The organism is uncultured Methanobrevibacter sp. (assembly GCF_947169325.1).
Lineage (GTDB): Archaea > Methanobacteriota > Methanobacteria > Methanobacteriales > Methanobacteriaceae > Methanocatella.
Genome location: NZ_CAMVPN010000047.1, coordinates 1 through 19,772, shown reverse-complemented (window position 1 = coordinate 19,772; position 19,772 = coordinate 1). Strand labels below are relative to the sequence as shown.

Annotated in this window: 17 protein-coding genes and 1 tRNA gene; 13 read left to right on the top strand and 5 right to left on the bottom strand. The window is 37.1% G+C overall.

Features of this window, described 5'->3' with window-relative positions:
• From Q0W26_RS07545 to Q0W26_RS07535, 3 genes are all read left to right on the top strand, one after another.
• Window positions 1–567: EF-Tu/IF-2/RF-3 family GTPase (locus Q0W26_RS07545; RefSeq protein WP_298523673.1), on the top strand; the 567-nt coding region annotated here is incomplete at its 5' end.
• 68 nt (window positions 568–635) lie between these two features.
• Window positions 636–944 carry a 30S ribosomal protein S10 gene (rpsJ, locus tag Q0W26_RS07540; RefSeq protein WP_042691424.1) on the top strand — a complete coding sequence of 103 codons (309 nt, stop codon included), beginning with the start codon at window positions 636–638 and terminating at the stop codon, window positions 942–944.
• Window positions 945–981: 37 nt separating this feature from the next.
• Window positions 982–1,065: transfer RNA gene (locus Q0W26_RS07535), tRNA-Ser, on the top strand.
• A gap of 12 nt (window positions 1,066–1,077) precedes the next feature.
• Here Q0W26_RS07535 and cobK read toward each other — a convergent pair.
• Genes cobK through Q0W26_RS07520 form a run of 3 tightly spaced genes read right to left on the bottom strand, consistent with a single transcriptional unit; the run spans window position 1,078 to window position 4,689 of the window.
• Complete coding sequence (gene cobK / locus Q0W26_RS07530; protein WP_298523672.1) at window positions 1,078–1,869, bottom strand: precorrin-6A reductase; 792 nt, start codon at window positions 1,867–1,869, stop codon at window positions 1,078–1,080.
• Window positions 1,866–4,295, bottom strand: a complete 2,430-nt coding sequence (locus tag Q0W26_RS07525) for a cation-translocating P-type ATPase (RefSeq protein ID WP_298523671.1) — start codon at window positions 4,293–4,295, stop codon at window positions 1,866–1,868. Before Q0W26_RS07525 ends, cobK begins: the two co-directional genes overlap by 4 nt.
• A 4-nt stretch (window positions 4,296–4,299) precedes the next feature.
• Complete coding sequence (locus Q0W26_RS07520) at window positions 4,300–4,689, bottom strand: UPF0146 family protein (RefSeq protein ID WP_298523670.1); 390 nt, start codon at window positions 4,687–4,689, stop codon at window positions 4,300–4,302.
• A gap of 71 nt (window positions 4,690–4,760) precedes the next feature.
• On the opposite strand from Q0W26_RS07520, the gene rimI reads away from it, so the two are divergent.
• Window positions 4,761–5,216 (top strand): ribosomal protein S18-alanine N-acetyltransferase, encoded by a 456-nt coding sequence (rimI, locus tag Q0W26_RS07515; RefSeq protein WP_298523669.1) that lies wholly within the window; start codon window positions 4,761–4,763, stop codon window positions 5,214–5,216.
• Here the strand turns inward: rimI and Q0W26_RS07510 are convergent.
• Entirely contained in the window at window positions 5,187–5,684 is a 498-nt protein-coding gene (locus Q0W26_RS07510; protein ID WP_298523668.1) for a zinc ribbon domain-containing protein, read from the bottom strand. The genes rimI and Q0W26_RS07510 overlap by 30 nt on opposite strands.
• 92 nt (window positions 5,685–5,776) lie before the next feature.
• Here Q0W26_RS07510 and Q0W26_RS07505 point away from each other — a divergent pair, with 92 nt between their 5' ends.
• Together Q0W26_RS07505 and prf1 are read left to right on the top strand one after the other, a co-directional pair.
• On the top strand, window positions 5,777–6,748 hold the full coding sequence (locus Q0W26_RS07505; protein ID WP_298523667.1) for a hypothetical protein: 972 nt from the start codon (window positions 5,777–5,779) through the stop codon (window positions 6,746–6,748).
• Between the two features lie 79 nt (window positions 6,749–6,827).
• Window positions 6,828–8,072, top strand: a complete 1,245-nt coding sequence (gene prf1 / locus Q0W26_RS07500) for a peptide chain release factor aRF-1 (protein WP_298523666.1) — start codon at window positions 6,828–6,830, stop codon at window positions 8,070–8,072.
• Here the strand turns inward: prf1 and Q0W26_RS07495 are convergent.
• The gene (locus tag Q0W26_RS07495) at window positions 8,069–8,323 is read right to left on the bottom strand and encodes a hypothetical protein (protein ID WP_298523665.1); all 255 of its coding nucleotides are present in this window, start codon (window positions 8,321–8,323) and stop codon (window positions 8,069–8,071) included. The two genes, prf1 and Q0W26_RS07495, sit on opposite strands and share 4 nt — an antisense overlap.
• 466 nt (window positions 8,324–8,789) lie before the next feature.
• Here Q0W26_RS07495 and gdhA point away from each other — a divergent pair, with 466 nt between their 5' ends.
• The 7 genes from gdhA to Q0W26_RS07460 all read left to right on the top strand — a co-directional run.
• Complete coding sequence (gene gdhA / locus Q0W26_RS07490) at window positions 8,790–10,124, top strand: NADP-specific glutamate dehydrogenase (RefSeq protein ID WP_298523664.1); 1,335 nt, start codon at window positions 8,790–8,792, stop codon at window positions 10,122–10,124.
• Window positions 10,125–10,466: 342 nt separating this feature from the next.
• Entirely contained in the window at window positions 10,467–10,703 is a 237-nt protein-coding gene (locus Q0W26_RS07485; RefSeq protein ID WP_292803183.1) for a hypothetical protein, read from the top strand.
• Window positions 10,687–10,989: a type II toxin-antitoxin system RelE/ParE family toxin gene (locus tag Q0W26_RS07480; RefSeq protein ID WP_298523663.1), complete on the top strand. Its 303-nt coding sequence runs from the start codon at window positions 10,687–10,689 to the stop codon at window positions 10,987–10,989. The genes Q0W26_RS07485 and Q0W26_RS07480 overlap by 17 nt, the downstream gene beginning before the upstream one ends.
• A 946-nt stretch (window positions 10,990–11,935) precedes the next feature.
• Complete coding sequence (locus Q0W26_RS07475; protein ID WP_298523662.1) at window positions 11,936–12,790, top strand: hypothetical protein; 855 nt, start codon at window positions 11,936–11,938, stop codon at window positions 12,788–12,790.
• A gap of 66 nt (window positions 12,791–12,856) precedes the next feature.
• Window positions 12,857–13,267, top strand: coding sequence for a transposase (locus tag Q0W26_RS07470; protein ID WP_342765340.1), 411 nt, complete (start codon window positions 12,857–12,859; stop codon window positions 13,265–13,267).
• Window positions 13,268–13,608: 341 nt separating this feature from the next.
• Window positions 13,609–16,881, top strand: a complete 3,273-nt coding sequence (locus Q0W26_RS07465; protein ID WP_298523660.1) for a C1 family peptidase — start codon at window positions 13,609–13,611, stop codon at window positions 16,879–16,881.
• A gap of 181 nt (window positions 16,882–17,062) precedes the next feature.
• A partial coding sequence (locus tag Q0W26_RS07460) for a C1 family peptidase (protein WP_298523659.1) occupies window positions 17,063–19,772 on the top strand: 2,710 nt, incomplete at its 3' end.

The following is a 19,772-nucleotide window of genomic DNA, read 5'->3' as shown; positions in this document are numbered from 1 at the left end:
ACTGGTGTAGGAACCGTACCTGTAGGAAGAGTTGAAACTGGTGTAATGAAAAAAGGTGAAAACGTTATCTTCGAACCTGCTGGAGCTTCCGGAGAAGTTAAATCTATCGAAATGCACCACGAACAATTTGATGTCGCTGAACCTGGTGACAACATCGGATTCAACGTAAGAGGTGTAGGTAAAAACGATATCAGAAGAGGAGACGTAGCTGGTCACACTGACAATGCTCCTACCGTAGCTAAAGAATTCGACGCACAAGTTGTTGTTTTACAACACCCTGGTGTAATCACCGTTGGATACACTCCTGTATTCCACTGTCACACTTCTCAAGTAGCATGTACTTTCTTAGAATTATCTAAAAAATTAAACCCTGCTACTGGTGCTGTTGACGAAGAAAACCCTGACTTCTTAAAAACCGGTAACGCAGCTATTGTTAAAATTAAACCTACCAAACCAATGTGTCTCGAAAACGCAAAAGAAATCCCACAAATGGGTAGATTTGCTATCAGAGATATGGGTCAAACTGTTGCTGCAGGTTTATGTCTTAACGTTACCCCAGCAAAATAAGTTTGTAAACAATAATTAGAAAGTAACTTTTTACTTTCTTTCTTTTTGTTTTTTTGGAGGATTAATAAATGAATCAAGCAAGAATCAAGCTTACTGGAACAGACCCAGAAAAATTAGCATATGTATGCGATCAACTCAAAAAAATCGCAGAAAGAACTGGTGTCGACTTGTCCGGTCCAATCCCACTACCTACTAAAAAATTAGTGGTTCCTACAAGAAAATCTCCAGATGGAGAAGGTAAAGCTTCTTGGGAAAAATGGGAACTCAGGATCCACAAACGTTTAATCGGTATTGGAGCTGATGAACGTGCAATGAGACAAGTAATGAAAGTCAACGTTCCTGATAATGTAAGTATTGAAATTGAACTTAAAGGATAAATATTTAGATTCCTTTTCTAAATATTCCTTTTCATATGCCGAGATAGTCTAGTCTGGTAAGGCGCAGGACTTGAAATCCTGTGAGGTTTCCCTCGCCTGGGTTCAAATCCCAGTCTCGGCGTCTTATTTTTATCTATTTTTTTAAAAAACAATCTATTTTTATATCTATTTCTTTTAAATCATTGACGATGTCTTTTTCATCAAGCATTTCTATTTTTGGACGCTGTATCATCACTATGGCAATGTCCTTTTCGTTTGCGGCCTCTATCTTTTCAATGACTCCGCCTATTTCACCGCTCTCCTTTGTAATCATCACGCTTGCATCATACCTTTCAATCAGCTCGACGTTTTCTTCAAGCGTTGCGGCTCCGGTCATCGGGAGGATGTGCTCAGGGTCAATGTCAAGCTCCCTGCACTTTACAAGCGAACTTTCGACTTTAAGAATCCTAGGATAGAACCTGTCGACTGAAACGTATTTCACAATCTCCGCCATGGTGTTTGCTCCTGCAAAATGCAGCACATTTCCTTCACTGAACTGGTCAGCTATAAGTTTTCCTGCCTCGTTGAATGATTTTACGTATATGATGTGTGATGTGTCGATGTTTTCAAGGTTGGTGGTGGGTCTCTCAAAGCGTATATACGGTATTTCAAGCTCGCGCGCAATTGTGACAGATGTCTGTGTGATGTGCTCTGCAAATGGGTGGGTTGCATCAATCAGAACGTCAAATGCGCCTTCAGTAAATATTTCAATAATCTCATCCTTTAGAAGTGGCCTTGCGATTGTGTCATCGCTTCCGGCCTCACGTGCCAGCCTTGCGCCGTATTCGGTTGTTGTTGTGGTCAGGATGAATGCATCATAATTCTCTTTGATGTGTGTTATTATGTTTGTTGAGTCCTTGGTGCCGCCCAATAGAAAAATTCTCATTTTATCGCCTTGTCCATTATTTTTTGTGCAATTAAGATTGTTGAAGCAACAATCACGATTACAACCCAATCGGTCAGTCCGATTGCTGTTGTCCTGAATATTGTCTGCAGCTGCGGAATGTATAATATCAGCAGCTGAAGCAGGAATGATGCTATTATTCCAAGATAAAGGTATCTGCTTGATTTCTCGGAGTTTGCCCGTCCGTTGAATGCATTCAAAAGCTGATATACTACAAAGAGTGTGAATGCAACTGTCATCGCTTTGGTTGTGGAGACTCCGGATGATATCTGCCAGTAGAACACAGCTATTGTTCCGATTGCCATTACTATGCCTAAAAACAGTATCTGAAGCAGGATTCCTTTGGTGAGGATGTCTCCCTTCTCAGGTGGTCTGTTCATAATGTCCTTTTCAGCCCCTTCGATTCCAAGCATCTGGGCAGGAGGCCCGTCCATCACGATATTGAGCCATAAAAGCTGCGCCGGATTGAAGGGAAGGGGCAGGTTGAGAAGCGATGTTCCGACAATCGTCAGAATCGCTCCGACATTTGTGGAAACCTGGTATTTGACGAACCTTTTGATATTGTCATAGATTTTACGCCCTCCTTCAACGGCACGGACGATGGTTGTAAAGTCGTCGTTTTGAAGTATCATGTCTGAAGCTTCCTTTGCAACGTCTGTTCCACCGCCCATTGCCACTCCGATTGAAGCTGTTTTCAGTGCAGGGGCATCGTTTACTCCGTCACCGGTCATTGCAACTATGTTTCCCAATGCCTTAAGCGTTTCGACGATTCTCATTTTCTGTGCAGGCTTCACCCTTGCATAGACCTGGATGTCGTCTGCAACCTTCAGGTATTCCTCATCTGAGAGTGACTCCAGCTTGTTTCCTGTTATTGTTCTTCCGGTTGTCAGTATTCCCAGTTCCCTTGCAATGGAGCATGCTGTCTTTTCATGGTCTCCTGTAATCATGATGACTCTGATTCCGGCATTTATGCAGTCACGCACTGCCTTTTTGCTGTCCTTTTTAGGAGGGTCTCTCAGTCCCATCAGTCCTGTGAATGTCATGTCATCTTCAGGGCAGTTCCCATCTTCCATCTTGTATGCAAATCCGATTACTCTCAGTTCCCTTGCACTCATTTCTCCAACTTTTTCAAGTAGCATTTCCTTGGTTTTAGCGTCAAGGATTTTGATACTTCCATCATCATCTATGAATTTGCATTTATCTAGAATTATTTCTGGCGCACCTTTTGATAAAACGATATTGTTTTCACCGTCCAATCTATGTATAGTAGTCATCATTTTACGATTGCTGTCAAGTGGGATTTCATCAACCCTTTCAAGGGCGCTGTCATGACCTTTGGAAAACTTGAGTATTGCTCCATCTGTCTGGTCTCCAATGACTTCTGAGCCGTTTATGACTGCATTGTTGCACAATTTTCCGATAAGGAGTGTTTTGTCCTTATTTGTGTAATAGTCTTCCACTACTGTCATCTTGTTTTCTGTGAGTGTTCCTGTCTTGTCGCTGCAGATGATTGTGCATGATCCGAGCGTTTCAACTGACAGCAGTTTTCTCACGATGGCGTTTGACTTTGCCATTTCGTTCATTCCAAGGGCAAGTGTCAGTGTCAGGACTGCCGGAAGGCCTTCCGGGATTGCCGCAACGGCCAGTGAAACCGCAATCATGAATGTTTCAACAAGGGGTGTGCCCTGCGCCAGTTCAAGTATGAATATTGCGATACACACGACGATTGCGATTGCTGATAAGATCTTTCCAAGCTTTCCCACACGCTTTGCAAGTGGGGTTTCCTCATCTTCCTTCTGAACGATTCCAGCAATCTTTCCGATTTCGGTGTTCATTCCTATGCTTGTAACGACACCCATTCCTGTTCCGGAGATGACATGTGAGTCCATATAGATGTTGTCATTTGCCTCTTTTTTCACCGCTTCGGATTCTCCGGTAAGCTGGGATTCATCAAGGCTAAGGCGTTTAGCTTCAATCAGGGTCAAATCCGCAGGAACCTTTATTCCTTCCTCCAAAAGAACGATGTCTCCTATTGTCAGCGTTTCGGCATCGATTTCCCTAACCTGTCCTGCTCTTTTGACGATTGCCGTTTTTGTAATCAGTCCCTTAAGGCTTTCAACGGCACGTCTTGAGCGGTACTCCTGAATGAATCCTATAATTGTGTTCAAAAGAACGGCAAGAATGATTACTCCCGCATCAATGACGTCCCCAATAAGAAGTGAAGCAATTGCCGCAATGATTAAAAGTGCTATAAGAATGTCTACAAACTGTGATAAGAATAAGATAATCAGTGGTGTCGGCTTTTCCTCTTCGATTTGATTCAGGCCGTATTTTTCCTGTCTTTTTTGGACTTCATTTTCCTCAAGTCCCTCGGTTGACGTTTCGTATTCGGTTAATATGTCACTCATAACATCACCTTAATGTGTAAAAGCTTGCCTTTTTGTAATTTTTTAATATCATTTTAACCCTGCCTGTATTTAAATCTTCGTTTGTAAGGGGCTTTATTATAAGCTGGGAGTTGACTTCAAGGGCAAGGTCTACAAGATATGGCTGAAGCTCGCTTGGAGGTCTGATGGAATAGATGATGTCAATGTCACGGTACAAATCCAAATCCGGACTGGTAATGTCGTCCTTTATGACGCTTTCATCAGCGGGGGTGATGTCTGTCTTAATGAGGGTGATGTTGTCCCTTTCCGACAGCATGTCGGCTATCATGCTGAACTTTCCAACGCCGATTTCGGCGATTCTGACATTTCCGTTTTCTGCCTGCGATAGAATATATTCTGCGAAATCCTGCCACATTATTTAATCCTCAATTAATTATATAAATGTGCAAACTATTAAATAATTTGTCATCGATAATTTAGTTTAGCATGATTGTGAGAAAATTCAAACCTACAGATTTAAAAAGAGTTTTTGAAATAGAGAACATGTCATTCAACCAGTCATATGGCATAAACATGTTTCAGCAGCTCTATAACATGGGTGTTGGATTTCTTGTAGCCGAAGATGAAGGATACGTTGTCGGCTACGTCTTGTTTTGGGTCAAGTATGAAAATCAGGGCCATATCATCTCCATCGCCGTAGACAAAAACTACCGCAGGCACGGCTGCGGAACGCAGATGCTGGTGAAGGCCATCGGAATCCTGTCCCTTTTGAGGCTCGATACCATTTATCTTGAAGTCAATGAGAACAATGTCGGAGCAGTCGAATTCTACAAGCAGTTCAATTTTAAAATCGACAGGGTGGTTCCCGGATATTATGAAGATGGCGATGCTGCAATAGTGATGTATCTGCCCTTAAAGAGAGGAAAAGTTTCCAGCGAGTAGCTGCTGGTAGTCGCTTATTATTGTCGGTGAGATGTTCCCGGTTGCATACATTATTGCAATGACTATCACATAGAATGCAAAGATTGCAAGCTGTATATGGCCGTGGCGACGTGCGACAGGATCCTTTCTTGTGGAAAGGTAAATTGCAATAATCAGTCCTATGATGCCTCCCAGGATTGAAAAAAGGTAGCCTAAAAGAATAAGCAGTCTGCTGGTTTTGTGAACATCTGTCTGGTTCTTTTCCATGACCACAGGATTGATTACGCTGTTGTTTTCAATCTGGTTTTTGAAAAGAAGTGGGGTTCCGCATTTGACACAGTAATCAGCCTCGTCAGGATTTTTAAAGCCGCATAATGGGCAGGCCAGCTCCTGAGGGTCTATTTTTGGAAATTCATATCCGCATTTTATGCAAAATCCGTACATGTCATCGCTTGTTGAACCGCATTGCGGGCATCTTCTAAAAACCATATTATCACTTACTTAATTAATTAATTCTAAAAGTTAATAAAGTTTTTTAATTATAGTATATATAAGAAAATTTTTCAAAGATAATGATAATCATGATTGAAAAGATAGAAATAACTCAGCGCTTTAATTTTAAACGCCTCAACAGGCACTATGAATGCTTCACAATTGATCTGGTCAAAAGAAACGCTTACTATAAAATCTCTGAGAGGGGAAGTGGAGACAAGGTTCTTGATGAAAGCTTGCTGTGCGACGATTCATGGATTGGCATTCTTGTTGATTTGAGAAGACGGATGACAAGCGAAATTCACCGCTTCACAGACATGCAGGCAGACCAGTTCCTTTTTGATTTTGATAATCTGAACCTGTTTGATGATTTTGAATCCGAAAGGTTTTTGTATTTCTCAAAGCTTGAGCTGATTTATTCATGTATTGTAATCATCTATTCCACAGACGGATATGCCGAATACAGCTTCAAGAACAATTTCCCTAAAAACTGGGTTCGCTTCGGTGAGATTTTAAATGACCTTTTCGGCTTTGACGTTCTCCACCTTAACTATCAAAGGCAGCTTGCAACACCTCTCTATCATGATATCCGTCCCGATGGGATTTATTCAAACGGCGAGAAGCTTGAAGTCAAAAAAATAGAATTCGGACATTACCGGACATATCCCTACGATTTGCCCCATCCCCGACTGATCGTTGACTTTGAAGAGATGACAATCAACGGATATGTTCAAAAGGATATGAATTCCGAGGATAGGGAGCTTATTTTAGGCCTCCTTGAAAAGTACCATGTCTATGCATGGATTCTGACAGACTATCACCGCAAGTCCATTGCACGTGACCCTGATGACCTGGAAGGGTATGACTGGTATCTTGAAATGGTGTTTGAGGGCGATGTCATATGGCATCTTTTCGGATACAACGAATATCCCGACACCTATGTCCATCTTGGCCGTGAAGTCATGGGGATTACCGGAATGGATTTATGCGAAATCGAAACGATTTCCCCAGAGGATATTGAGTTATTTGAAAAATTTGGCGATGAAATTTTGCTAAAATAGCTATTTTTACATAAGTTATTTATATGTCTTGAAACATATCTATAACTATTATATTTATTAACGATTACAAAGGGATAACATGGCTGAAGTATCATCAAAAGAATTATATGAATTCAAAAAAGCGCTGAAAGAATTGGCGCAAAAGAGAGGCAGAGGTACAGAGCTTGTTTCCGTTTATATTCCACCTGACAAGCAATTGAGTGATGTCGGTAAGCACATGAGAGACGAGCTTGGTCAGAGTGCTAACATCAAGAGTAAACAAACAAAGAAAAACGTACAGTCTGCCATTGAAGTAATCTTACAGAGGATCCGCTTATACAAGCAGCCTCCTGAAAATGGACTGGTAATGTTTGTGGGTATGATTCCGAAAGGAGGTCCTGGAACCGAGAAAATGGAAACCTACGTTTTGGAGCCACCTGAACCTGTAACAACCTACTGGTACAAATGTAACAACGAATTTTTCCTCGAGCCTCTTGAATACATGATTGAGGAAAGGGACACCTACGGTGTGGCAGTTATTGACAGAAGGGAAGCCACCATAGCATCCATGAAAGGTAAGAAGATTACCATCCTGACTCACATCACAAGTGGGGTTCCAGGAAAGCATAAGGCAGGGGGACAGTCCCAGAGAAGGTTCGACAGGGTTATTGAACAGGCTGCTCACGAGTTTTTAAAACGTATCGGAGACCACATGAACGATGATTTCCTTCCTTTGAAAGATGACTTGAAGGGAATTGTTCTTGGAGGACCTGGTTTTACCAAAAACGACTTTGCCGAAGGGGACTATCTCAACTACGAGCTCAAGCAGAAGATATTGTCCATTGAAGATACATCATATACTGGTGATTTCGGTATCCGTGAAGTCATTGAAAAGTCTGCCGGTGTCTTAAGTGATTTGGACGTTATCCATGAAAAGGAACTTGTTCAAAAGTTCTTGAGGGAACTCAGGGATGAAAAGGGCCTTGCTTCATATGGTGAGGACGAAGTCAGAACCAACCTGACCATCGGGGCGGTCGACACATTGCTTCTTTCTGAAGACTTGACTGCAATGAGAAAAAGATTTGTATGTCCAAGCTGCGGCACCGATAAGGAATTCACAGTCAAAACCCAAAGCGAAGCGGATAAAATCCAAGAGAGATGTCCTAACTGCAATGAGCTTTTAAAAGAAGAGGATTCTGCCGATTTGGCTGATTACTTTGTTGAAAAGGCTGAAGAAATGAGTACCAATGTTGAGTTCATTTCCACTGAAACCGATGAGGGAATGCAGCTATTCAGAGCATTCGGTGGAATTGCTGCAATATTGAGGTATCACGTCGAATACTAGTGGTTATAGCTGTCTGGTGACTTGTCCAGATGTGTTATAATTCCATTATTTCTTTTTTTCTTTTTTGGAATGTAATATTCATTCAAGCCTTCTTCCACTCTTATTTTATTGATCAGCTGATAGAACATGTGTCTTGGGATTTCGCACTCCTCATACAGCTCGATGTATAGTGAGTGAAGGCTTCTGTTTTTTGTGAGGTAGTTTGATTTCAGTTTTTCATATTGGGATCTTTTTATCTTTTTGCCGTCCATCGGTTCACCAGTTTTATTATTTTGTATATGAAAATTTAATTTTTGCTGTATATTGTATTTTAATATGTTAATTATGGCATATAAAAAGATATGCTTTTTTAATTTTACCTATATTTTGTTTAACTTATTTTGCAATATTGGCGTCATTGTTTGGATATGGCTTTCGATTTAGGGGCAATGTTGAAAATCTTACACCGGCATTTGGTGGAAGGTATTTTCCGACTTTGTCCATAAATTAATAATTTTCACTAGACATTTTGAATTAATATCTCAAAACCTATATATGATTTAATATAATTTTTTGAATATTTTATAATTTGTTTAAGATAAATCTTTATTTTTATGAATATTATTCGGATATTTTATTAAAAATTGAAAAATATTTAAATATGAGAAGTTCCAAATAATAGATTATATTGTTAAAGTTTTAATGATATAATTCTAGATGTTATTTGGAGGAATATTTTTGTCATACGTAGATGAAGTAATTGAAACTATTATTGAACAAAACCCTTCAGAACCGGAATTCCACCAAGCAGTACGCGAAGTATTGGAATCCTTAAGGGTTGTAATTGAAGAAAACGAAGAAGAATACAGAAAAAATGCACTTCTTGAAAGATTAACCAATCCGGAAAGACAATTGAAATTCCGTGTCCCATGGATAGACGACAACGGACAGGTACAGGTAAACACCGGATACAGGGTACAGTTCAACAGTGCAATCGGACCTTACAAAGGCGGATTACGTTTCCACCCATCCGTAAATTTAGGTATCATCAAATTCTTAGGATTCGAACAAATCTTCAAAAACTCCTTGACCGGACTTCCAATCGGTGGAGGAAAAGGTGGATCAGACTTTGATCCTAAAGGAAAATCTGACAGAGAAATCATGGCATTCTGTCAATCCTTCATGACCGAGTTATGCAAATACATTGGTGCTGACACCGACGTTCCTGCTGGAGATATCGGAGTAGGTGGCCGCGAAATCGGATTCCTGTTCGGACAATACAAAAGAATCAGAGGTTTATACGAAGGAGTGTTAACTGGTAAAGGATTATCATTCGGTGGTTCACTTGCAAGAACTGAAGCAACCGGATACGGATTATTATACTTCACAAACGCTATGTTAAAAGCAAACGACATTGACATTGCAGGAAAAACCATTGCAGTATCAGGTGCAGGTAACGTAGCTATTTATGCAATCGAAAAAGCTCAGCAATTAGGCGGAAAACCAGTAACCTGTTCCGATTCAACCGGTTGGATTTATGATCCTGAAGGAATCGATGTTGAGTTATTAAAAGAAGTAAAAGAAGTAAGAAGAGAAAGATTAACCGCATACGCTGAAGCAAGAGAAAGTGCAGAATACCACGAAGGCAAAGGCGTTTGGACAATCAAATGTGACATCGCTCTTCCTTGCGCTACCCAAAACGAACTGCAATTAGAAGATGCAAAAACCTTGGTTGAAAATGGAGTCTTAGCAGTTGCTGAAGGTGCAAACATGCCAACCACCATTGAAGCAACCGAATACTTACAGGAAAACGACGTTCTCTTCGCTCCAGGTAAAGCATCCAATGCAGGGGGAGTAGCAACTTCCGCACTTGAAATGTCTCAAAACTCAGAAAGGTTATCCTGGACATTTGAAGAAGTTGACGGAAGACTCCAAACAATCATGGAAACAATTTTCGCAAATGCTGCAGAAGCTGCTGAAGAATACGGCATGGACAAAAACTATGTTGCAGGAGCAAACATCGCAGGATTCAAGAAAGTTGTTGACGCAATGAACGCACAAGGAATCGTATAGATTTCCTTGTTTATTTTTTCTTTTTTTTAATTATTTAAGTTTTATTTTATTTATATCTTATTTTTAAGCATATTTATTTAAAATTAATTTAAATTTATCAGATTTATTTCATTTAGGATATATTTTTATCAGTTATTTTTTTATTTTTTGTGGAGTGTTTTTGTGCAAAATCACACTTCCAAAAACTTCATTATTTTTTGAAAATAGATTCTTAGTTGGAATTTCTCTTAAGTTTTTCATTTCCAAGAATGATATTAAATGTATTTAATTACAATAATTATAAATAATATATTTGATATAATTAATGTATACAATTAACTTCAATATACTGGAGGATTCACTATGGCAATGAAAACAATTCGTGTAACTGAAGAAATTCATACAAAACTAGCTCACTTGGGTTTAAAATCCGAAACATACAATGATATTATAGCTAGATTAATTGAGGTGTATGAGAGAATGTATTTCGATGAATTGAGTGATGAAGACGCAGATTACTATAATGAAAGGATTAGGCATTTTGAAAGTGGTGACTACAGTGGCACCCGAAAAGTTGATTTAAATGCCCTTAGAAAATAATTCTGAAGTGAATTATGAACTTTTTGAAGATAGGAGAGCAATCAAATTCATGGATAAAAATTCTGATGATGAAAAATTGATAAGTAGGATACATAGTAAATATTATCAATTGGCTGTTGATCCCTATAAAGAAGCAGAAAGTTCATTTAAAAGTAGAAAATGCCCTAAATGTAAAAAAACAAGAGTGGGAGATTATAGGATTATATATTTCATCAATGAATCAACTAAAGAGGTTGAAATAATTGATATTGGTCCTAGAAGATCCATATATAAAAAATGGAATTAATCATTCAAAAGTAGGGTGGTTCCACCTCATTCCCGCACAAAGAATCGTATAGATTTCCTTGTTTATTTTTTCTTTTTTTAGATTATTTAAGATTTATGCGAGTTATAAAGAATTTTTACTTTTATAAATATATAATTAACTTATTATAAATCGATATAGTTCTTTTTAAGCATATTAATTAAGTTATTTTTCTACTTTTTGTAGGATGGTTTTGGTAGATTCATCGTGTTGTCGCATTATCATTTTTTAAGGGGTTTGTCAATAAATCCGTAATTTTTTAATTTTCTTTATTTTTCCAATTTGCATAGTATTTTGACCAGCATTTCTATTTAAATCAATTTTTATTCATTATTTTTCAGTTTTAAAAAATTTTTATTTTTGATCAATTTTTCCTGAAAAATTCATGTTTTGATTTGAATAATTTCAACTATTTTTTCTATTTAAAATTCTTTAAATTAAACATACTTAATGTACAATCTTTTAATAACTAAAATTTAGTTTAATATTACTTAAAATTTAATATAATTAATTATAAATACTTTAAATTACATATTATTATATAATAATTATTTATATAATTATTGGATAAAAAATTTATAGTTAATTAAAATTTAGAGTAATTTTAATTGATTTTTAATAAATTTTTTGAAAAATTCGAAACATTCTGAAAGTTGAATATTCTCTAAAATATTTGATGTGTAATGTCTGTTATACAATTAGAAGGGTATAATAAGAGATATATCATTAAAAAGCTAAAAAATGAGGAGGATTGTCCAAAAATGCTGTTAACAATTGTTGAATTTGTATTCACAGATATAATTCAAAATTTAATGCATCAATTGGATTTGGAATTTGAATCTAAACGTGGACGTCCGCATATCCTCGAACACTACTTTTAATAGTGGTTTTATACTGTTTTAGCATTGATATATCTAATTATGCGAAAATGGAAGTAGAATGTAAGAAAAATCGTTTTCTTTTAATTGCAACATGTGGATTAAAGCCATCACGTAATTCTTTCGCTAATTTTTTAAATAAAAGTGATGCAAAAGTAATTAAAAAAGTTTTTGTGGCCACATTGGTCTTGTTGAATGATTTACACTTCTTAGATTTTGTTAAATTATTTGTTGATGGAACAGATATGCTTGTGCGAGCTTCCAGATACTATAAAATCACCAAAAAGGAAGTAAATGCATTAATACAAGTCAATAAATGGGATTTATTACATGAAAACACACCACAATCAATTAATCGCACAATCAATGGATTAAAAGAAAAATTAGAAATTCACAAAGATGATGAAGAAGTGCGTAAAACAATTAATTTGGTCTTAAAAAGAGTAAAAATTTATAATTCTCGTATTTACGAAAAAAAGGATATTTATCTTAATATTATGGATGAAAGAAATGTTGATAATGTTTCAATTTCGTTTCCAAGCACTTGTTGGATTAAAACAAAAAGAGGCATTTATGATTTTGCTTTTAATTTGCAAGAAATCATGACAGAAAATCACATAATATTAACTGGAATGCTCTTATCAGAATCCAATGATAGAAAAACAATCAAATATGTGCTAAATGATATTTATGAAACAATTAAAGTATTTATTGAAATGCAAAAAGAATTTAGAGAAAGAAGAAACTACAATGAAATACAAAGGAGAATTCGAGAACATATTTTAATCGCAGATTCCGGTTATTTCAGTACAGAAAACCTCCATTATTTATTTATTAATAAAATAAATGCTTTAGTAATGCCTAAAAAGTTATCAGAAGCACATAACAATAAATTAAGACAATAAAATAATCTAGAGGAAAAAAGAAAATATTCATCTAAAAAGGATTTTGAAAGAGTTAAAAACGGATATATCTGTCCAGATGGACGTTTTATGAGGTTAGTAAAAGTTAAAACAATGAAACATCGGAAACCGCATAAGGATGATGGTCTTCCGGACAATTGTAAGACAAAAAGGTATTTCTTTGAAACATATTCCTGTAATGGATGCTCAAATATTGAAAACTGCAAACATAAAACCTTTGTAATCCAATCTACTGACGTTAATTTTGAAATGACTGAGAAATTCTTGAATAAAAGATATAATACTCATTATCAAGCTCGTTTTTCAAGAAGTGAAGGCATTAATGGTTTTTTGAAAGGTGGTAATGGAGTTTTGAAATTAATCGGAACTACAGATAATGCAGTAAACAACGAGATCCAACTAAGAAACACCATTTACAACCTTACAAGACTAATTAATCTTAAAGACACAGCGTATTAAACATCTCCAGCATTAGATGTATTAATAGTTCATCATTAAGATAGACTGTACGCCATATCCTAAACAACCATTTTTGAGAAGAAACACCATGAATTCAAAAATGGAAGTTCAAATTTAATTTTTGAAACTCAAATTAAATATAAATTACGATTTAAAACCATCAAAAACAATGAAAAAATAAAAGTTCTCAACACTTCAAAACGAAAACAAAAGCCAAACTACCCTAAAAATAGACAAAATAAGAAAAAATATTAAAAAACAAAATTATTGACATTCCCTTCAAAAAACTAAATGAATAATATTTATAAAATGTTTAGATAAACATTTATTTAGTGATAATTATGAGAATTTTTAAAATAGCCATTTTCCTGCTTATTTTAATCATGTCTGTGGGAGCAGTTTGCGCAGCAAACGCAACTTCCGATGACATGTTAAGTGATGATAATCAGGACAGTTTAAAGACAACGCAAGAGGATATGTCTTCTATAGAAGAATCACAATATACATTCACTGATTTGAAAAATTGTATAGACAATGCAACTGATTTTTTAGAAATAACTGAAAATTATAAATTTAATAACGAAACGGATCATGAAAATGGAATTTTCATTGAAAAAGATAATTTTACAATTAATGGAAATAACCATATTCTGGATGGAAACCGTCAGTCAGGAATATTCATTATTTGGGCCAGTAATATTACAATAAATAATTTGGTTTTTGCTAACGGTAATTTGTTACAGGCAGGAGCATTATATTCCCTGGGACAGGTTACCTTGAATAATGTTACTTTTATCAATAACACTGCGGCCGGATATGGGGGAGCAGTATTTTCTCACGGGCAATTAACAGTGAACAATGCTACTTTTATAAATAACAAGGCAAATGAACATGGGGGAGCAATAGTTTCTCAAGGGCAATTAACATTGAGCAATGCTACTTTTATAGGAAACAATGCAACTAAAGATGGTGGAGCAATATATAATGATAACGGTGCAGTTCTCAACTGTTATGGCTGTAAATTCATTGACAATGATGCTGATTTTGGACATTCTATAAGGGCATCTGCAGGGACCGTAACTGTTTATGACTCCGTTTTTACTTCAAAGATACCTAATAGGTTTGGCCAGATTGCATTGGTGAAGTCTGAATATTATCTTGATAATCTGACATTTGAAAATATTACTTCATCTTATTCGCCGGCCATATATGCTACTTCCGCTTCAGGTTCAATTGTCAATTCAAGATTTAAAAATTTAGCCGCAGCCATAAGTGCCGGTGCGATTTCCATTAAGGAAGGCAGCAATACTTATATTCAAAATTGCCAATTTATCAATACCTGCTCTTCTAAAAATGCAGGAGCTATTCATGTAGATATTGCGGGCGTGAGCGGCAGTTCTGCAGGTAATGTCACCATAATGGATACCTTGTTTAAGGATACTGTTTCTGAATTTGGTGGGGCTTATATTCAACTGGGAGGTAATTTATCAATTAATAACTCCGAGTTTATCAATAATAAGGCAACATATGCTGGCGGATCAATTTATATTTCATATGCCAATGCCGAAATTGATAATTGTATGTTCGATTCAAATTCCCTTGAATTGATTGAAGGATATCCGACTTGTGGTGGTGCGCTCTATTGTGATATGGGCAATTTAACATTATCCAATTCCACATTCATCAATAACTCTGCAAGCAGTGGCAATGCGATATATGCATATGATGCCTCATATAATATCACAGGCTCAATTTTCATAAATAATACGAATGCTATCTGCACATTCTATGATAAAGGATCTAATTTAGATGATAATGAGTATAATAACGATACTGTATCAACAAACAACACAAATTCTTACGGACTTATGGATGGGCAGGGGATTGAATTGGCCTTGATTAATAATGCCATAAATGTTACTAATCTGCCGTCCAGATTTGATTTAAGAGATTGGGGATGGGTTTCTCCAGTCAGAAATCAGGGACGTATGGGTGCTTGTTGGGCATTTGGGATGACTGGCGCTTTGGAATCTGCATTGCTGAAGGCAACTGGAATGAGTTTTGATCTTTCAGAAAACAACATGCAGAATACTCTCTTGAAGTACTCTCCTTATGGAATTACCACTATATCTGAAGGCGGGGACTATTTCCAATCCATGTTCTATTTTATAAGCTGGCTTGGAGCTTTTTCACAAGAAGCAGATGTGTATGATGAAATCGGAAAAACTTCACCGGTGATAACAACATTGAATGATGTACATGTACAGGATGTGGTTTTTGTTCGCCATGACGAGCCTGGATCTTCACTGATAAAAGAGGCGATTATTAAATACGGATCTTTGGAAGTATGTTATTTCGGACAGTCCACATTTAATCAACAGAATCCTTATTATAATCCTCAAACATTTGGACAATACACGGATGTGCCTATTTCACCTAACCATGCAGTGTCAGTTGTCGGTTGGGATGACAATTATTCAAAAGATAATTTCCTGGTTACTCCTCCGGGCGATGGGGCATGGATTATAAAAAACAGTTGGGGTCCCAGCTGGGGAGATGACGGATATCTATATGTTTCCTATTATGATAAAACATTGTCACCCGGTAATGACACCCTTCCTAGTTATGGATATGTTGCAGGATTTGTATTTGAAAATACTGTTCCTTACAACAAGAATTACGAATATGACATTTCAGGTGATTTAAACTTTTCTAGCTCTTCAAATATGTATTGCAACATTTTTGTCTCAGCAGGAGACGATCTGATTGCAGGTGTTGGAACTTTCTTTAATGATACCAATGTGGAATACGCTGTTGAAGTTTATGTCAATGATGAATTGAAGTGTGTCCAGAATGGGGTTTCAGATTTCATTGGTTTCCACACAATTAAGTTGGATTCATATGTTCCAGTCAAGAAAGATGATGTCTTTAAGGTTGTCATCAAATCTAATGTAGCTGCATATTTGATAAATTCAAGACGCCACATTATTGAAGGCGTTTCATTTATATATGATGGGGATGACTGGTATGACCTTAGTCTGAACAAATCAGTGGCCTGTCTGAAAGTTTATACTGTAGCCGATGATACTAAAATCGTCAACAACAAGGACATCATCGTCGATTATGATGGGGGCAAATACTTCAGCGTCACTGTCGTGACTGATGACGGCCATGCTGTTGGAGCCGGTGAAAAAGTCAGTTTCAAAATCAACGGAAAAACCACAACCATTAATACAAACGCTGATGGAATCGCAAAAATCAAAATAACTGACGTTCCTAAAAAATACACAATAACAACCACATATAAAGGAAAATCAGTTAAAAACACAGTAACTGTAAAACAGGTTCTCACAGCCAGCAAAGTAACAGTCAAAAAGACAGCCAAGAAATTTACCTTAAAGGCAACCCTTAAAATCAACGGAAAGCTACAGAAAGGAAAATGGATAACATTCAAGTTCAACGGCAAAACCTACAAAGTCAAGACCAACGCAAAAGGTGTTGCACAAAAGACCTTGAACAAGAATGTCATCAAAAAGCTCAAGAAAGGCAAAACATACACTGTCAAAGTGACTTACATTAAGGACACCATAAAAACAACAGTTAAAGTAAAGTAGATGATTAGTTTCATCTACACTTTTTTTCTATTTTTTCCCGCAGTTTCTTGCATGTCAAATAATTGTTATTTCACTAAATCATAATGTATATATCATTATTTCGATAAATCATTATTTGATGTTTAGATATTATAAGATGTCTTAAAATTATCATTTGTTTTATTTTGGAGGAAAAGGAGTTATGAAATTTGCAAAAACATGCATTATACTGGTTCTTTTGATAATTTCGATTGGTGCCGTTTCAGCGGCCGAGCCAAACGATGATGTGATTGAAATTACACAGGACAGTCAATATGCAAAAAATGAAATCCGCTATACGTTTTTGAACTTAACCAATGAAATCGATGCGTCTCAAGACACTTTTGACATGCAGCATGATTATACGTTCAATAACGAAAGCGATACCGGTTATATCCTAATCAAGAAAGACAATTTTACAATAAACGGAAACAATCATGTTTTGGACGGCAGTAAACAATCAGGAATATTCAACATAACAGGAAACAACGTAACCATAAATGATTTGGTTTTCACAAACGGCAAGACCTATATCGGCGGAATCGTGCACTCTACAGGGGTGCTGACCCTCAACAATGTCACATTCATCATGAACAATGTCACATACCTAAGCGACCATACCCAGTATCATGGGGGAGCAGTAGCAAGCTACGGTGGAAAGCTTAACTGCTATAACTCCACATTCATCGACAATCATGCGGAATCCGGATCCGCCATATTTGTAGACCATGGTGAGCTTAATGTCAAAAATACTCATATAACATCAGGCATATCCAACAGATATGGTCAGATTTGGGCAAGTCATTCCAAAGTCAATCTGGACAATGTGGACTTCATAAACATATCTTCAAGGTATTCTCCGGCGCTATCTCTTGAATATTGTGATTATGCTATAATAGTCAACTCCAGATTCATCAACCTGACAGCGGATATTTCTGCAGGTGCAATTAGTCTGAAACGGGAAGGTAATCTCTATATCAAGAATTGCCAATTCATAAACACAAAATCATTTAAAAATGCCGGAGCAATCATTGTGGATTATATGACGGGCGATTATGATGTCGCCATACTTGACTGCCTGTTTTACAATGCAAGTTCATTAATCGGCGGTGCATATATCCAATTAGGCTGCAATCTGGTCATGAACAACACTGCTTTCATAAACAATAGGGCCGCCCAAGATGGGGGAGCCGTTTATCTTGCGTTTACGAACAGTGAGATAAATAACTGTACTTTTGATTCAAATGCAGTTGAATCAAGGGAGTATCCGAGTTGCGGCGGCGCAATATATTCCGACTATAACGATTTGGAAATCCACAATTCCAGATTTATAAATAACTCCGCATATGGGGGAAATGCAATATATGCCTGCGATACATACTACCTGATTGCTGATTCCACATTCAAAGACAATGATAACGCCATCTACACAGAATTTGACAGGCAATCCAATTTGACCAACAACAATTACAACAACGACACAGTTTTTCCCAACGAAACATTTGAATATGAAACATACATCAATACGACAGGATTGAAATTCGTTCTGCTCAACAATACCATAGACGTCACATCCATTCCCTCCAAATTTGATTTGCGCGAATGGGGATGGGTTTCACCTGTCAAGAATCAGGGGCATATGGGATCCTGCTGGACATTTGCAATGATTGGTGCTTTGGAATCAGCAATATTGAAGGCATATGGAATAGAATTTGATCTTTCAGAAGGAAACCTGCACCACAACATGTTAAGGTATTTCATTTACGGCAACACTGACCTTACTGAAGGAGGAAATCCTGAATCAAGCGCATCATATCTGCTTGGCTGGTACGGCCCGGTTTTGGAAGAGATTGACATTTACGATGAAGTCGGGAAACTTTCACCATACATAACCCAAGTCGACTATGATGTCATCCATGTTCAGGATGTGATGTTTATCCGCAACGATGATGTTCCGGACGGTTTGGCATTGAAATCTGCAATTCTGAAATACGGTGCAGTCACCGGAAGATATTATGCGGAATATGGGGATGAAGGATATTATGATGTCAAAAGGGCATCACAGTACGTTAATGAAAGCTTATATATAAATCACGAAATTTTAATCGTTGGATGGGATGACAATTATTCAAAGGACAATTTCCTTATTGCCCCTCCGGGAGACGGCGCATGGATTGTTAAAAACAGCTGGGGAACACTATTTGGAGACGATGGATATTTATATCTTTCATATTACGACAAATCCTTTTTGAACTCAACAAGGGGCAGCTATGCTTCGGCAATAATACTTGATAACACGATTCCATACAATAAAAACTACCAGCATGATTTCGCATGGGACGGCGATTTTTATGATTTTGGTGTTAACGTCACTTATGCAAATAGATTTGAAGCTGCAGATGACGATTTGATTGCTGCTGTTGGAACCTATTTCGATAGTGGTGGCGTGAATTATACTGTAAAAATCTATGTAAACGATGAGGTGAAACTGGTGCAGGAAGGTATATCTCCATTTTTCGGATTCCATACAATCAAACTAAATGAATACGTACCAATCAAAAAAGGAGATGTATTCATGGTGGAAATAACCTCCAATGCAATGCCTTTTGTCTTTAATGAGTATAGCAGAGTACATTACTGTGAAAATACGTCCTATATGTATGATGATGTGGAAGGCTGGTTGGATTTGTATGGGGAATGGGAGGTTATTGCCTGCATAAAGGCATATACTGTTGTTGATGACAGCAGAATTCTCAAAAACAGTGATGTTTCAGTTGATTATGCCGGCGGCAAGTGCTTCTCAGTGAAAGTGGTAACCGCTGACGGTCATGCCGTAGTTGGAGCTGATGTCAAATTCACAATCAACGGAAAAA

What these genes read in the sequence shown, in the direction of transcription:
- rpsJ (WP_042691424.1), top strand. Translation starts at nt 636, where the DNA reads ATGAATCAAGCAAGAATCAAGCTTACTGGAACAGACCCAGAAAAATTA.
- cobK (WP_298523672.1), bottom strand. Translation starts at nt 1,869, where the DNA reads ATGAGAATTTTTCTATTGGGCGGCACCAAGGACTCAACAAACATAATA.
- Q0W26_RS07525 (WP_298523671.1), bottom strand. Translation starts at nt 4,295, where the DNA reads ATGAGTGACATATTAACCGAATACGAAACGTCAACCGAGGGACTTGAG.
- Q0W26_RS07520 (WP_298523670.1), bottom strand. Translation starts at nt 4,689, where the DNA reads ATGTGGCAGGATTTCGCAGAATATATTCTATCGCAGGCAGAAAACGGA.
- rimI (WP_298523669.1), top strand. Translation starts at nt 4,761, where the DNA reads ATGATTGTGAGAAAATTCAAACCTACAGATTTAAAAAGAGTTTTTGAA.
- Q0W26_RS07510 (WP_298523668.1), bottom strand. Translation starts at nt 5,684, where the DNA reads ATGGTTTTTAGAAGATGCCCGCAATGCGGTTCAACAAGCGATGACATG.
- Q0W26_RS07505 (WP_298523667.1), top strand. Translation starts at nt 5,777, where the DNA reads ATGATTGAAAAGATAGAAATAACTCAGCGCTTTAATTTTAAACGCCTC.
- prf1 (WP_298523666.1), top strand. Translation starts at nt 6,828, where the DNA reads ATGGCTGAAGTATCATCAAAAGAATTATATGAATTCAAAAAAGCGCTG.
- Q0W26_RS07495 (WP_298523665.1), bottom strand. Translation starts at nt 8,323, where the DNA reads ATGGACGGCAAAAAGATAAAAAGATCCCAATATGAAAAACTGAAATCA.
- Q0W26_RS07485 (WP_292803183.1), top strand. Translation starts at nt 10,467, where the DNA reads ATGGCAATGAAAACAATTCGTGTAACTGAAGAAATTCATACAAAACTA.
- Q0W26_RS07480 (WP_298523663.1), top strand. Translation starts at nt 10,687, where the DNA reads ATGCCCTTAGAAAATAATTCTGAAGTGAATTATGAACTTTTTGAAGAT.
- Q0W26_RS07475 (WP_298523662.1), top strand. Translation starts at nt 11,936, where the DNA reads ATGGAAGTAGAATGTAAGAAAAATCGTTTTCTTTTAATTGCAACATGT.
- Q0W26_RS07465 (WP_298523660.1), top strand. Translation starts at nt 13,609, where the DNA reads ATGAGAATTTTTAAAATAGCCATTTTCCTGCTTATTTTAATCATGTCT.